This window comes from Paraburkholderia bengalensis, assembly GCF_037126505.1.
Taxonomy (GTDB): domain Bacteria; phylum Pseudomonadota; class Gammaproteobacteria; order Burkholderiales; family Burkholderiaceae; genus Paraburkholderia; species Paraburkholderia bengalensis.
This window is the reverse complement of sequence record NZ_JACFYJ010000039.1, coordinates 17,443-31,927: the sequence shown is the minus strand read 5'-3', so window position 1 is coordinate 31,927 and position 14,485 is coordinate 17,443. Positions and strand designations below refer to the sequence as shown.

Annotated in this window: 14 protein-coding genes; 7 read left to right on the top strand and 7 right to left on the bottom strand. The window is 58.5% G+C overall.

The genetic code is table 11. The annotated features are described in order from the left end of the window. Window positions 1-36 precede the first annotated feature (36 nt). The 3 genes from H3V53_RS22335 (at window position 37) to H3V53_RS22325 (ending at window position 2,302) form a co-directional block, all read left to right on the top strand. On the top strand, window positions 37-1,587 hold the full coding sequence (locus H3V53_RS22335) for a tyrosine-type recombinase/integrase (RefSeq protein WP_336599804.1): 1,551 nt from the start codon (window positions 37-39) through the stop codon (window positions 1,585-1,587). A gap of 107 nt (window positions 1,588-1,694) precedes the next feature. Next, the gene (locus tag H3V53_RS22330) at window positions 1,695-2,012 is read left to right on the top strand and encodes a hypothetical protein (RefSeq protein WP_336599803.1); all 318 of its coding nucleotides are present in this window, start codon (window positions 1,695-1,697) and stop codon (window positions 2,010-2,012) included. Window positions 2,013-2,065: 53 nt separating this feature from the next. Beyond that, on the top strand, window positions 2,066-2,302 hold the full coding sequence (locus H3V53_RS22325; RefSeq protein WP_336599802.1) for a hypothetical protein: 237 nt from the start codon (window positions 2,066-2,068) through the stop codon (window positions 2,300-2,302). A gap of 69 nt (window positions 2,303-2,371) precedes the next feature. Here H3V53_RS22325 and H3V53_RS22320 read toward each other — a convergent pair whose 3' ends face one another. The 7 genes from H3V53_RS22320 to imuA form a co-directional block, all read right to left on the bottom strand. Further along, window positions 2,372-3,199: an H-NS family nucleoid-associated regulatory protein gene (locus H3V53_RS22320; RefSeq protein WP_336599801.1), complete on the bottom strand. Its 828-nt coding sequence runs from the start codon at window positions 3,197-3,199 to the stop codon at window positions 2,372-2,374. A 733-nt stretch (window positions 3,200-3,932) separates the two neighbouring features. Beyond that, complete coding sequence (locus H3V53_RS22315) at window positions 3,933-4,934, bottom strand: PoNe immunity protein domain-containing protein (protein WP_336599800.1); 1,002 nt, start codon at window positions 4,932-4,934, stop codon at window positions 3,933-3,935. 7 nt (window positions 4,935-4,941) lie between these two features. Beyond that, on the bottom strand, window positions 4,942-6,453 hold the full coding sequence (locus H3V53_RS22310; protein ID WP_336599799.1) for a hypothetical protein: 1,512 nt from the start codon (window positions 6,451-6,453) through the stop codon (window positions 4,942-4,944). After that, a complete protein-coding gene (locus H3V53_RS22305; RefSeq protein ID WP_336599798.1) occupies window positions 6,450-9,287 on the bottom strand; it encodes a type VI secretion system Vgr family protein in 2,838 nt (945 codons plus the stop codon). The genes H3V53_RS22310 and H3V53_RS22305 overlap by 4 nt, the downstream gene beginning before the upstream one ends. A 275-nt stretch (window positions 9,288-9,562) precedes the next feature. Next, window positions 9,563-9,895 carry a diguanylate cyclase domain-containing protein gene (locus tag H3V53_RS22300; RefSeq protein WP_176055639.1) on the bottom strand — a complete coding sequence of 111 codons (333 nt, stop codon included), beginning with the start codon at window positions 9,893-9,895 and terminating at the stop codon, window positions 9,563-9,565. Window positions 9,896-9,953: 58 nt separating this feature from the next. Further along, window positions 9,954-10,916, bottom strand: coding sequence for an SOS response-associated peptidase family protein (locus H3V53_RS22295; RefSeq protein ID WP_336599797.1), 963 nt, complete (start codon window positions 10,914-10,916; stop codon window positions 9,954-9,956). A gap of 28 nt (window positions 10,917-10,944) precedes the next feature. Continuing rightward, on the bottom strand, window positions 10,945-11,670 hold the full coding sequence (gene imuA, locus H3V53_RS22290) for a translesion DNA synthesis-associated protein ImuA (protein ID WP_336599796.1): 726 nt from the start codon (window positions 11,668-11,670) through the stop codon (window positions 10,945-10,947). A 65-nt stretch (window positions 11,671-11,735) separates the two neighbouring features. Between imuA and H3V53_RS22285 the strand changes: the two genes are divergently transcribed. The 4 genes from H3V53_RS22285 to H3V53_RS22270 all read left to right on the top strand — a co-directional run bounded on the left by H3V53_RS22285 (window position 11,736) and on the right by H3V53_RS22270 (window position 13,838). Continuing rightward, complete coding sequence (locus H3V53_RS22285; RefSeq protein WP_336599795.1) at window positions 11,736-12,104, top strand: hypothetical protein; 369 nt, start codon at window positions 11,736-11,738, stop codon at window positions 12,102-12,104. Then, the gene (locus H3V53_RS22280; protein WP_336599794.1) at window positions 12,104-12,325 is read left to right on the top strand and encodes a hypothetical protein; all 222 of its coding nucleotides are present in this window, start codon (window positions 12,104-12,106) and stop codon (window positions 12,323-12,325) included. The genes H3V53_RS22285 and H3V53_RS22280 overlap by 1 nt, the downstream gene beginning before the upstream one ends. Before the next feature lie 308 nt (window positions 12,326-12,633). Then, window positions 12,634-12,837: a cold-shock protein gene (locus H3V53_RS22275; RefSeq protein WP_336599793.1), complete on the top strand. Its 204-nt coding sequence runs from the start codon at window positions 12,634-12,636 to the stop codon at window positions 12,835-12,837. 299 nt (window positions 12,838-13,136) lie between these two features. Beyond that, complete coding sequence (locus H3V53_RS22270; protein ID WP_336599792.1) at window positions 13,137-13,838, top strand: TetR/AcrR family transcriptional regulator; 702 nt, start codon at window positions 13,137-13,139, stop codon at window positions 13,836-13,838. Window positions 13,839-14,485 lie beyond the last annotated feature (647 nt).

Below are 14,485 nucleotides of genomic sequence, written 5' to 3'. Positions count from 1 at the left end.
ACTTCCGGTCGACACAACTGTACTGAGCTGGCAAAGATGTTTGACCAGTACCGAGACGCAATCTGCTGCGGGCTCCGCTTTACCCCTTCAACGCAGGCGACAGTTGAAATCGAGCAGCCAGGCGCGGCGAGAGGCGATGCGCGGGGCAGGAATTCAGGCCGCACGTCTCAGCGTTACCGATTCCATCCTTCGATGGCAGCGCGCCTGCTTGGTCGGCATCGAGCTGCCGTACTCGCACGCGATGATGCATGGCGACGCACACTGGAGCCGGACACGCTCGTTCAGGCCAGAACCAACCTCGCGAATCGCGAGCAGGCTCTCATCGACCAAATCGCGTTGAACGACCTCGGATGCGCGTGGCCCGCGGCATGCACCCTGCTGGAACAGGAAAGCGTCGACTGGTCGCAAACATCAGTGCCCGCAATGCTTTCGTTTGTAGAGCGCTTCCTTCGCGAAGAGCTTGAACTCGTGCGAATTAGGCTAGCTCGACTGAACGGCGCCGACATCCCGTCTCCCGAAGCGCCCGCCGGCGCGCTGGACGAGGACGAATGGGGCGTAATGCAAGCAACGTGGGAAGCGGCGCGTCTACCAAAGACTGCCAGCCGATACGAGGCCGCCCTTGCAGTCAAGAGGCTACGTGGGTGCACCGGCGATAAAAGCCCGTGCGACCTGACACTTTCCGACGCAATGCTCTTCCGGTCCGCGCTTTTGACTCATCTGTCCCGAGCACGCGCGAAATCCAGTTTTTCGCTCGTGCGCTCAATACTGAAGACAGCAGCTGCCGAGAACCGCATACCGCTCAGCGTGAGCCTCGCGTTTGAATCAGTGAAAATCGAGGTATCCGAGAAGGCTGTCCGCTCGTATCAGTCACTGTCGATTCCGCAATTGCAGTCATTCTTCGACGGCCCAGTACACACCCGTGGCCTGCGACCCGCAAAAGGCGGCGGCGATGCCGCGTTCTGGCTACCGCTGCTTGCCGTTTTTGAAGGCATGCGGCTCGAAGAGGCCGGCAGTCTCGTGTGTGGAGCGCTGAGCGAGCGCTCTGGCCGATACTGGCTGCGCGTAGGGCGAAGCAAGACGGCTGCTGGCCTCCGGGAACTGCCACTACATCGCGAACTCGAGAGATTGGGCTTTATCGAGTACTTCCTCGCGCAGCGGGCAGGCAGACCTGACGACGAACCACTGTTTCCGTCGCTCAGGACTGGGAGCAAGGGAAATCAAACGCATATGTTCTCGACTTGGGTGAATGGATACATCGACAAGTACGTCGTGAACGACGCTGCTTGCGTATTCCACTCCTTCCGAAATAGCTTTGAGGACGCTGCAACCGCTGCCGGTGTTCCAGAGGATGTCCGCCGCGCCCTGATGGGGCATGCTCAAGTCGCCATGACGCGTCGATATGGTAAAAAAGATGAGCGGAACCGACGCATCTTTCCGGACCGGTCACTCATCGAAGCAATCGACATGGTGCGGTACGACGGACTCGACTTATCTCACGTGACCGTTGACGAGATAACCAGTCATCTGCCACATGACGCAGCTGCAGGGCAAGACGGCTGTGGCCAAGCGGTTCCCTGTCGCCGGTAATGTCGCGTTACCAATCTCGCACGGCCGTTTCACATGTGTCCCGCATCGCCTCCTACACTCCGAGCCGTAGTTACTGACATTGCACACCACGTGCGAGGAGTACCAACATGAACAAGAAGATTTTCGGAGCGGCGCTCGGTCTAGCCGCGTTGGCAGCGTCCACCGCCGCGTCGGCACACGTCGACATTGGCGTAGGCATCGGTATTCCGGTCGGAGTCTATGCGCCGGCAGAGCCAGTGTACGCACCGCCGCCTCCCGTGGTGTATGCTCCGCCGCCTGCGGTATACGGTCCGCCGCCGGTCGCCGTCGTGTACGGCGGTGACGACGACTGGCGTGCTCGCGAATGGCGTGAGCGTCGTGAGTGGCGTGAACGGGAATGGCGCCGCCGGGAATGGCGTGAGCGCGAGCACTGGGGTGGCTATTGAAGCGACGCCGGTAGCAACCACATCCCCAAAATACAACCTTAGAGCACCTTCGAATGAAAGCTAGCCCGATAAAGATATCCCTGATTGCAATGACGCTGGTGTTCGCAACGACAGGCACGGCAAACGCCGCAGGCTGCCTCAAGGGCGCGGTGGTCGGCGGGGTCGCGGGACATTACGCGGGGCACCACGCCGTCGTTGGTGCGGTCGGTGGCTGCATGGTCGGCAGGCACCTCGCGAAGCAGCATGCGCAACAGCAAGCCGCGCAACGTCAGGCAGCACAGGCGCAATAAAACATCGTCCGCTTTGTGTACCCGGCGGAACCAAAAAATCGCTGGTCCACCGGCACCTGACAACTACGTTTAGGTCGTCAACTCGGCGCCAGATTCGACTGCGGCCACTGGAGCAGCCGCGGTCACGCCCTTCTGTGGGGTTTTTTCCACCGGCGACTTATTGCTTGCAGCCGCCACCGCCTTCTTCGCAGTCCCTTTCTTTTCGGGTGACTTCCTAGACGCAGATGTCTTCGCGCTCGCCTTTCTCGCCGCTACAACGCTCTTCTTCGCAGCGACCTTCTTGGTGGCCGATTTCTTCGCCTGAGCCTTCGTGGCTGCCGCCGCGGACTTCGGCTCTGCCGTGTCCTCGCCCGCACCTGCAATCAGAAATTTCGTGCGGTCCTTGGCGCCGGCGAGCCATGCGGGCGCGGGGCCGCGGCCGCTCCAGGTTGCTCCAGTCTTTGGGTCACGATATTTTGCCGGCTGCGGGCCGCGGACGTAGGCGCCAGCTTTTGCCGCGGGCTTCTTGGCGGCGGCCACCGAGCCAGCGGAGCTGCTGTCAATCAGAAATTTGGTACGGTCCTTTACACCGGCAATCCACTGCGGCGGGCGTGCATGACCGCTCCACGTCGCGCCAGTCTTCGGGTCACGGTATTTTGGTGGCAGCTTGCCCTTCACACCGGTAGCTGACTTCGTCTTGGCGACGCCGCCCGACTTTACCGCTAGCTTGACACCCGGCTTGCGGCCACGCTTCTTGCCGCCGCCGACATGCGCTTCGATGTCGGCAGTCGTCAAACCGTGTTTTTCCATGATGTCGCGGACTTTTGCGATGACGGTCGACGACTCTTTTCTGGCAATCGCTTCGGCTTGCGCTTGGAGCTTTGCGATTTTCGCTTGTAGGCTTTCTAGCGTGGCCATTCTTCTCCCCCTCTTGTGTTAGCAGTAGCCGCACTATGCCACATCAAAGTTCTGTTAGGCGAGGCTACGTCAGTGCTGTAACGCGTTTATGCACTTAGCGAAGGTGCCGAGTCTTCAAGGCAAGTTCGCAGTCGAGAGCGCATTTCGAGGCGATATCAGATATGAGTTTCTTGCTTATGGAATTAAGTTTCGCACGTCACTCAAAGCCGACTCCGCAGGCGCGGCTACAGATACCACTTGACGTGCAACAGATGGTCGAGGCATCGGTTATAAATGTTTCGCGAAACCGCGGACGAAAAATCGAGCCTTAGGTTGCTGTCGAAAATCGATGCGAGGGTACATCCGTCCAGCACCAACGAACTTTCCGTTTCGATGGCTTGCGCCAGCGGTAACGCACGACTGGCAAGCATTGCTCGTCGGACTACGTCGTCATCGCTCGGTTTTGCCGATGGCCAGAATAACGATGACTCCACGGCATTTTCAACTGACATCCATTGGCCTGTCGAATGCCTTGTTGCGAGATGGGAAATGACCAGAAACGTGAGCAACTCGGACTGTGCGCGAAGGTCGAATCGGAAATAAAGTGTCATCTAGAGAAACTCTCCTACGACTCATTGTAGGCCGGACTTGCATGACTTCAATAAGGGCCTCCATCATCGTCTGCAATGCTTACCAGCTCGCCTTCGCCGGATACGCTGCAACGGGTGATAGCCGCTCGACATAGCAGCGTCAGTTAAGCCTTTCGCTCGTAGTCCCACACAGTTGGCTGTGGACGAAGCACGCCATGCCTGTCAGGCGCGAACACCTCAGGCATACGCTCTCCCTTTCGGACCAGCACACCGGGAACGTTGTGGCCGCGCGCTTTCCATATCCCCGTTTCGGGGCAGGTTTCGCCTGTACGGACGGTTATAGTGGTGATATCAGCCGTTGGTGCCTGAGACTCGACTTCGTCAAATTCGCGAGCAAAGGTGACGAGGTCTCCCGGGTAGCTGATTTGCTCACGTAGAGCCGTGTCATCAAGTTCGAGGAGGTAAGCAGCAGCAGCAGCTTCTATCGCCCAATAGCCGACATAGCTCCCGCCAGCCTTTGATTGATTCAGATGGCTATCGCGATACCAGGGCGCACTCTTCATATCCGCATACCAGTTATCGAGATACAGCGACAGGTCTTCGACGCTCTCCTGCTCAGTGTCGCGATAGAAGCCATTGATGAGATTGCGGTATGGCTTGTCGTGATACCACTTGTCTACGTCAAACCTTCCCTCGATGCCATATGCCAACAGGTCCTCGTAGAGCGTGTCCTGTGCACAATAGAAAGGGTCCAGCATCGCTGCCATTCTCGGAAGCAAATCCTGGCGATGAAGGAGGTGGCACAAGCTGAGCAATTGCATGGCTTGCTCGTAGTCGCCGAGTTCGCCGAACATGAAAGGAGGGTACGTCGCATCACCTTGGGCGACCCGCCTTAACGTGGCATATTCCTCGTAAGCGACGACAATAGCCTCCAGTTCGCTGCGCATCGGCAGAATATCCTCACCTCCAGTGTATCGAAGGAGTGTCAGCCTGAATCTATCAGTGGCGCGATGCCACGCTGCGCCGGCCTGCCGTTCAGCTTCGGTGCCATTCGCGGGAAGTGTGCTTGTCCAGAAGGCGACTGACTCCGTGAGGAAATCTTTCAACCACAGGAAGTAGCCCTCGGCGAGGAAGCGCTGCCGCCGGCGCGTCAAGAAATCGTCCATATACAATTCAGAGGGTTTGTTTGCCAAGCGTCGCTGACTTGCGTTTGACTGCCGCTACGACCTCTTCTTCTCGGTAGTGATGCGTGATGGGTACATTGTGGTCATGATGCCCGTGCTCATCGCCTTGAAGCAACGCGGTCTCGTGAGCAACCGCGCTCGGTAGATAGAACGGAATGTACAGGATATGGCGAGCATAGCCCTTGGAATCAATTTCTCTCGACAAGCTATCTCCCACTGCGCTCGGCAAGTTTTGACGTACCCAATCATCGCTCATCTGCACAACCGCGCCCTTAGACGCCCTCGCGTCAGCACTTCCGACTCGGTCGGTCGGTGCTGGCGTGCGCTTGCCGGGCGGCCCTTTACCTCCGCCGGGTTTCCCACCGCCGGACGGCGCATGTGAGGTTCCTTGCTCGCTTGGCGGCTCCAGCAACTCGTCTGCATTCGGCCGAACTTCATCTTTCACTCGCGATGCCGCTGTGCCGAGCTTGCTGGCCATGCTCCGCTTGCCGTCAGGATTTCGCATCGGCCTGTCCACCTTCGACGACTTCGCCTCAACGATTGCAAACCGCTTCCCTTCGTTCGTCACCGGATTCGCGCGCCAGACGCCGTCAATCCCGTGACCACGCGGACGCAGGTCGAACAGCTTGTTCAGCTTGCCATGGTCATTCAGCTTTCCCGGCACCTCTGCGCTTGGCGCCTGCGACCACTTCCCGAGTAACCCTTGGTCATGCGCCTCCCAGCCTTTCCCCCAACCCAGCGTCTCGTAGCAGTAGTAGTCCGCGATGTGTTCGCCCAGAATACCGGTGACACCCGTCGTGATATCCGCGACAGCAAGCTTCGCATTCACCACACCTGTCGACGGCGTCGAAACCGGCCGGTTGTGCCCCTGCTCGGCCTCGACTCCGACCTTGCCGGGCTTGTCCGTTTCCTTGCGCCGCTCAAGCGTACTTTCGGCGGATGAATTCGGCTGCTTCTTCTTCCAGTGCAACAGCTTACGTTCGACAAACTGCGAGAGCCAGTACGGTAAGCTCTGTTCGACCCACACGAGCGCCTGCCGGAACGTTGCCTGCGCGGCGACTGGCATTTCCTTGAATATCCAAGACCTCTCGATGTGGTCGCGAGACTCTATCAGCAGTGCCTTCAGCCCTGACGCATCGAACAACTTGTCGACAAGCGCCTCGGGACTCGTCTGCACGCCAGCACGCTGAAGAACGAGCCGAAGAATATCGAACAACAGCGGCCCATAAATATCCGACTTGTGATTCACGAGCCGGAACGTGCGCTTCACACCTGCACCGACCACGGGCACCCAGCCGACGACAGCAAACACGAGGTCGATACCCGCCTCGATTTTCACCATCTCATCGGTGCTGTCGCGGCTGTTCCAGACGGTCCAGACGCTTTCCGTCGTGTCGTAGATGTTCTGCCCGACGTAGAAGAGCGGAAACGCGTTGGCTGCCATCGACAGGCCAATCTGTTCGACGGCGTCTTCAATCGCCTCCTGGTTGGTATCGCTCATGTGATGTCGGGGCGACCTGAGAAACGGTTGAAGAGGCCCGCGAGATTGTCGCCGTCGATGCCGTCGTGACCGGCTGCGTGCAGTTCCTTGAGGACGTCGTCCGGCACAATATCTTTCGCGGCGGGCAATGGCTGCTGGGCGAACTGACGAGCATCCTCGCCGAAGAACGCTTTCGCGCCACCCGTCGGCACGTCGTGCAACACCGCGTGGCCATTGGCGTCGAGCGTGCCCGTCATCGTGCCGCCGTTCTCGAACACAACCTTGTACGGTGCATTCGGCACGGGTTTCAATGCGTCATCGACGAGATTCAGTTCGAGCTTGTTGTGCAGGTCGCCCGTCGGCAGCACGGGCAGGTCGTAGTTGCCCTGAACGGGCCCGTTGAATCCATGCTGTGCGCCCTTGACGTCAATCTTGCCGGGCGCATGGATTTCGATGTTGCCGCCGGAGATGCGGATGTAGGCGCCGCCTGACGTGAGCAATATCTCCTGCTTCGCGGCCGCCTCGATGTTGTCTGTGGCCGAGAGCAGCTTGACCGTCTTCTGTGCGGTGACTTCGACGTTATCCGAATGCGAACGGACTTCGACCTTGCCCCTGGCGGCGAACAGCTTCATGCCCGCGTTCTGCACGAACAGACTGAGGCTTTCGGCAACGCTTGCGATGAGGGACTTTCCGGTCGCGATATGCGTGCTCTGTCCACTGACGAGATTCACGTGTTCATTCGCGCCGACGTGAACCGATTGCTGCGTCGACATCGCCAAGCCGGACGGGCTCGCGAACAGCATGAGCGGCGCCTTGAACGCGTTCGCGTTGCCCGTGCCGCCGCCAGCCGTGTTTCCACCGGAAGTGGACGTGCCGCTCACGCTGTCCTGTGTCGCATCGGTGAACGCTTTCAGCGAGTCGTACCCGTCCTTCAGACTTCCCGCCTGATGCGTCGTGCTGGCATCGGACATCGCTTCCAGCACGCTTTCCGCGTTCACGAGCTGTTGACGCGCCGGTTGCACTTCGAGCTGCTGAGTGGCTGCCCCCGTACCAGGATGCGTCGAGAGATACAGGCCTTTCCCGGCTCGCACAGCGCCAAACGCATCCGATTTCAGGTCGAATCCGCTTCCGAGATATGACCCTCGGATGTTGCCTGTCTGCGCAATCAGATAGCCCAGATGCAGATGTGCATTGGTACTGGACGAGTACAAGTGCACGCGGCTCTGGCCCGTGGCATCGTCGAACACCAGCTGGTTATAGCCGCTGCCCTGATACTCCTTGGAGCGGTATCCCGACAGAATTCCGTTCGAATGCCACTGCGGGCTCTTTGCGGCGTTGTAGACCCTTCCAGTCACGATGGGTCGGTCACAATCGCCGCCGACCCAATCGACGATGACTTCCTCACCGACGCGCGGGACATGGACACCGCCATATCCGCCGCCCGTATCCGAATGCGCTGCACGCACCCAGCATGAAGCCGTCTCGTCGCCAGCGTTGAGGCGGTCCCAATGCATCCGCACCTTGATGCGGTTGAGCGTGTCTGTGTAGACCTCTTCACCGGCTGGCCCGACAACCGTCGCGGATTGCAGATGCATCGACGGCTTCTGATGCTCGAGCGGATTCCGGAACGCGATGGACCTGCGCTGCGCGTCAATTTCGACAAGGAAGAATCCGTCGCTTCCATCATCGTGCGGGATGGTCAGCGCATCCTGCACGCCGGCATTGGCTGTCCGCACGGAAGCGAGCTGCCGCTTCAGGCTGTGCGGAAAGTCAGGTGCACTGCTGGAAAGCGGGAGGTTGTTTTCGATGTACCAGACGGCTTCAATAATCGCGAACTGCCGGTCCTGCTCGCTGTCGCCTTCGTGCGCCGGATGGTCGACAAGTTCGAACCAGCGTCCAGCATCAATTCTGCGTACTCCGCCTGAACCGTGAAAACGCTTGGCACGCGACTCCCACTCTTCCATCCGGATGGTGGAAAGCCGGTCGCCGTGCTGCTGCTCGCCATAGGTATATGCGCCCGTGTATTCATATACCTCGGCGTGCGCGGGCAGATTCCCCTGCGTGTCGCGCGTCGGCACGCTCGTGCCTTTAGGGTTGTAGGTGGATGCTGGCGACTTGTAGTCAAACGTGCGAGTGGTGAGCGTCGTACTTTGCAGCGTACGGGTGCCCGCCCAATGCACCAGTGAGTCAGTTTCGCTGTTAGTTCCGGCGCGATAGAACGGCACCTTTTGCGGCGAGAGCGCGTTCAGCGACGACGTGTTATCGGTGATGACGAAAGTATGCGACTTTCCATCCACCGCCTGTTCGAACCAGCCGAACAGCCCTTCACTTTCCATCATACGATGGCAGAAGTTCCAGTCGTCTTCGTATTGCACGCAGTACGAGCGCTGCGGCAGCGGATTCTGCAGCACGAACCGAAACGCCCCTTGCGCCTGCGGATGCTGATTGAATACGTCCGTGAGTATTTCGTCGGCGGTCTTATCCTGCCAGATACGGGCGTCTTTGCGAAAGCGCAGAAAATGCAGCCACGATGAGAGCTCTACCTGAAAGCTTGTGATGCCACCATCGGAGCCAAGACGGCGTACGGTATGGACGTAGCCGTGATGGGCCTGGTACGCCTTGTCGAATTGTTGAATCCAGAGTGTAACCGGCTGGGCGATAAGCGATTTAAGCTCGATGGCCCCTGACGTCGACATTACCTCGACTGTGAAATCGAAGTTACGCCCAAGACGTGACCGGCCGATGGCGCGCTGAGGCACCAGAATATTATCGCCCAATGGACTATCCAGTTTCAGCAGCCGCCCTTGCTGCATCAGCCCCCGAGCCGTCAGTCCGATTATGTCTTGCGCACCCATAGCGTCATCTTCTATTACATGGCAGCCGCCGGCGCAATTCTACGAAATAATGGACAATATGGACAGAGAGAAATACTGGTTTGATATCAGGAAATATCGGCTGTTCTGCGTGTGATTTTATGCGGATTGACTTAACAATTAACGATTCGATTTCCAATTACGCCAGAAACGTCCTGAAACTTATCCAGAACAAATAGCGATAAAGGTTCCAGCCGGTCAACTCGCATATGCATGCGATTTTTCAGCGCGGTTTCAATGCGTCTGCACAATCGACATTAGCTGCTGAACCCTGCCAGCCTGAGGAAGCCACGCAAGCGCATTTGGTCATCCGCAATACGCGCGCGATTCCTGCCCATTCGCTTCGCCATGTAGAGAGCCGAGTCCGCCCGTGCGAATAGTTCTGCAACGTCCGACGGACTACGCACTATCCCTTGCGCCACCCCGATGCCAAGAGTCACGGCTGCCAACGGACTTTCCCGATGGGCCAGACGCGGGGACTCGGCCGCTACTCTCATCCGTTCGGCCGAAGCCAATGCGAGATTTCCTCGCCGCACATGGCGTGAGCCTGATGCAGGGTAATGGTTTGCAAAACCGGATTTCAATGCCATCCCGAGCGTTGACGATTCCGCGTACCAGGGTTAGGCCTTCCATTCTCCGCAACCCGCGTCATGCGGCAAGCTGATGCTCATAGAAGGGACGCACCTTGTCCTCGAGTATGGCGTATTGAGCAGCAAGGTCTTTCGGATTCGGATTGAGCCAGGAAGCGACGTTTTCGAGCTTTATAGAAACAATGCATCGGTCGTGTCCGGCCGCGGCGACCTCCGGCGGCGGTTCGTCGGTGATAGCTGCGAAACTGTACAGGTCGGGCTCACCCGGGGCCGACCATTTTGACCACAAGCACGCGACAAACATTCTGCTTCCATCGCGCGGGGTGAACCGCAGAACGACATTCTCGTCCTCTTCTCCGTCGGCCAGCACGCGTCCTTCCGTTTTCGATTTTTTAACGTTTTCGTAAAACGAATCGACAATGAGCACACCGTGCGAGTAACCGAACAGGGGTTTCCAGAAACCTTCCAGACTGTCTAATCGGGCGTTGTACGTTCCCGGGTACTTGAAATCATAGCTGGCCGGCTTTCCTGCGATTCGGCATTGGTAACGCATCGGACGAACGACCAGCCGGCCGTTCTCCTGAATGAGCACCGGCGCGTAGTTCCCGGGGAAAATCCGCGAATCGCGGGGAAGCAATTCCGTGCGCCTGATGTCGTCAATTCGCCCAAGCGCGGCTTGGATTTTGTCGCCAGCAATTCGCTTGCTCCCAGCCGCAGCTTTCGTCTGCTTGGTCTGCAGCGTTCGCTCTGCTGCGACCAGCCGCGAGCGTTGTTTAAAGAGTTCTGCCTCAAGCGACTTCGACTGGTCCGCGTTGTACCGGTCGATAAGCCGCTTGATTTCAACCTCGGTGTCACTCTGCGGATTCGCAAATGCGTCGTCCATCGCCTTCGGAATCTTTGCCTTCAGTCGTCCCTCAGCGCGTTCCCAGTACAGACGCGCGAATTCGCGGATATCGATGGTGGCACCGAACATCCGGACAAATCTTTTGTAGTCAGCTTCAATCTGGGCGGAATAACACACGCGACCTCCGTCAGTTCCGAGTCCAGCGCTATCGGCCAAGCACCTCAATCGTATCCCGCTCCACCGAACGCGACGCTTCGAAAGGCGCAGACACAGGTCGGCGCACACTGTGACGTCGCGCTGATAGCAGGACGGGTGTCGGCTGGAGGGAAACAGCAATAGGTCCCGCCATTACGGGTCCCCTGCGCTTGACGACATCCACAATAAGTCCATCTGCTGTTGGTCGTAAAGCCAGCCGCAGAATCGCCGGAGAGGAGTCTTGCGCAGTGGCAAGCGGCCGGACCATGATGAAAAGCGACTCAGCTGACTGGGCGGCCAAGTGCAGGCGCCGTAGCGACGAATCTTTAACATGCTGCGCCCAGAACACAACGCTGCTGCACGTGCCGGCACGAAGAATTTGCTCCACTGACCATAGGGCGTCCGCAGTCGTCGTCCCTTTGACCAGCATCAGTCGGTCAAGTGGCAGACCGATGTAGGCGAGGCCTAAGCCGTCTGGCTGGTGCGGAGGATTTACCAAGGCGACAGCTCCCACAGCACTCGCGCTCAACGCTGGACGCAGCAAACGCAGTTCACCCACGCCCGGTTGCTGAACCAGCAGGTCCACGAGCGCCGCGAGCGGCCAGCCGCCGCCCGGTAGCTCTTTTGAGAGTGCTGGATAGCCGGTGTCCACCACCCGACCGCGACCACGCGCGAGTTGCGAGGCACGCCATAGCGACGGGTGGATGGCCTCAGGGCAATCAGTTGAAACGCTCATGACGTGACAAATTACCTGTGTTTTTATACAGTATCATGGAAATGAGCCAACTACCAGAGAGCCGAATGGATACCCGTGTCCGCAAGCCGCCATCTCACCCGATGCCGGAAGTCGCCGAGTTCGTCCGAACGCTTCGCGAGGCCTTCGGCGACGATGTTATCGACCGTGCCATCAAAGATGGGAAGTCTGGCGAACCGTCGTTTTATGCATGCGAGAATGGGCGGAGCGTGGGTACGGCGGCGCCGTCAGGTGTGCCTTGGCAAATTGACGAGTCACTGCGCGACAGGCATTTCTGCTCGGGATGCGATGGAAGCTGCGTTGCAGAGGGTATTAGCTGTTCTCTTTGGCGTCGGCGCAGCGGGCGGCAAATCACACCGGAAGATGCAGTTCTTCGCCTCCGTGGCGAGCAGACAAGTTTCGAGGCTGAAGGCTGATGCAGAGCGAAAAATTCCGAGGTTATGTTCTGTGGGGTCACGCCATACTCCAGCAGCAGGGAGACGTCCAGCAGGCGGAACGGTACGCAGCGAGCGGCACAATCACGCGCGATACGAAGGTCATCGAGACTTCCGGCGTGCTCGGCACCTTCGACTCCGAAGAGGACGCGGCATCGGCAGGTCTCGCATGGGCCCGCGCCTGGGTCGACAACCATGGGTGAGCCGTCGGCTGAACCGAACCGTCGGGACCGAATCCCATATAAGGTCGTTCGCTACAGATGTCTTTAAACATTTTTTGACATAGCGCAAAAAACCTGAAAGCACGGGCGTCATACTGCGTTGATATCTTCAAGAAGGCTTTCACCAACTACCTCGCTGTCGCGCCGCTTTTCAATTGCTCCGCCGGTTCTTCGTCTCTTCCGATGAGCGAATTGATTAGCCGATACCGCTAGCTCAGATGGCTGGCTGACGCCTTAGCGAAAGACAAGTTGCCAAGTCATTAAACGGCGCTTTCGGAGCATTTAGGAAAATGACAACCGGTACAGTAAAGTGGTTCAACGACGCGAAGGGTTTCGGATTCATCACGCCGGACGACGGCAGCGAAGACCTCTTCGCACACTTCTCCGAAATACAGGCCGCGGGTTTCAGGTCTCTCCAGGAAGGCCAGAAAGTCAGCTTTAACGTGAAGCAGGGGCCGAAAGGCAGACAGGCAGCAAACATCCAGCCGATATAAGTCGACACGCACGATTTGAGGGATGGAAGTATCCAGAGACCAATCTATGCCATCGGTCGGCTAGTGCATCAGTCGGGGCGCGCCACCCTTACGCTACGCTTTTATCGGCAAGGCGAAAGTCGACCCGTGACTACGTGTCCGTTTTTCGCAGGCATCAAAAAGCCATGACGGGGTACTTCCGTTAGATGGCCCGGAGCGAACAATTATGGACCGGTACGGTCCAGAGAAATCGACGCGGGGACACGCGCATATTGGCGAGGTCAATAAAGCTTTCCACTGCAAAGCTGGAGCTGCCGACAATGAACGAACCCAAAGTGAAAAGAGACCCCGAGGGCACGCGCCGGCGCATTCTGGACGCGGCGACGCAACAGTTCTCAGCACACGGACTCGCGGGGGCGCGCGTGGACGCGATTGCAGCCGCCGCCGACACGAACGAGCGGATGCTTTACTACTACTTCCAAAGCAAGGAAGGGTTGTACGTCGCCGTCCTCGAAGGCATGTACGTGGAGTTCGCGAATCACGGCGTGAACGAGGACTTGTCGGGGCTACAACCGGCAGACGCGATTCGTGCGCTCGCGCTCTCCACATGGGACTACTTTAGGGCAAACCCTCAGTGGCTGAACCTCATCAACAACGAGAATCTGCACGGAGGACAATATCTCGCGCGCTCGGCGAAACTGCGAGAGGCCAGTTCGCCAGTGATTAGCTTGTTGAGCGCAATCCTCGCGCGTGGCACAACTGCGGGGGAATTCCGCGCCGATGTAGACGCGCTGGATTTCTACGTGACCTTGGTCGCAATGGGCTACTACGTCGTCTCCAACCGGTTCACCTTAAAAGCGTTCGTCGGGCGGGACTACTCGGAGCCGTCTGTCATCGAGGCGGTATCCACGATGCAGGTCGAAATGCTGCTTTCGTTTTTGAGGACGGCATCGGCAGCCGCACCGCTCCATCCTGCGAGCGTTGGAACTACTGCACGGCGAGACGCGGCGAGGATGACCTGAAGGGCTAGCCGGCTCGCTATCCGCTGACAGCGCGACTTTTTTTTGAGGATTAACGAACGACTAGGCGCGGCAGCGGCTGCAAGGTTGGCAAGCTGGAACTGCGACCCACGTGCAGTCGCGGGAATGTCGACCTTCACTCTCCTGACGAAGAAGGGCTAAGCCGTTTGGCGACGTGCTATTCGAAAGCAGAGGGATATTTTTGGACCACGAACGCCGTGCTGCTAGCGCCACGGTTGCCTCTGGACCGCAAGTTCGTGGTCGCACCGGACTACTTCGGCGTATTCGACCTGAAGTCGGGGCCGTGAGTATTCGCTTGGGGCGAAGTACCCGAAAGTTGCAGGAAAAGAAGGGGCCACCCGGTGTCGGCCTCACGACTCTAGTTGTCGAATACGAACTTGATGGTGCGGAGCACCAGCGAAAGGTGCTCAGGCGTCTGCTGACAGTGGGACAGAGAAATGGGTCAGGTCAGCCGCAGCGGAATCGGCAGACACGGCCGGTAGCGCTGCGCCGACGCAACACGACGCGCACGTCAGGCACGCGTGAGCGTGGTGGGCGCCATTATTGTCATGGCCAGCGTGGTCATCAACGTCCGCGACAACCTCTTATTCGTCCATCGGCCCAGATTGGTCGGCCTGGTAAGTGACAGA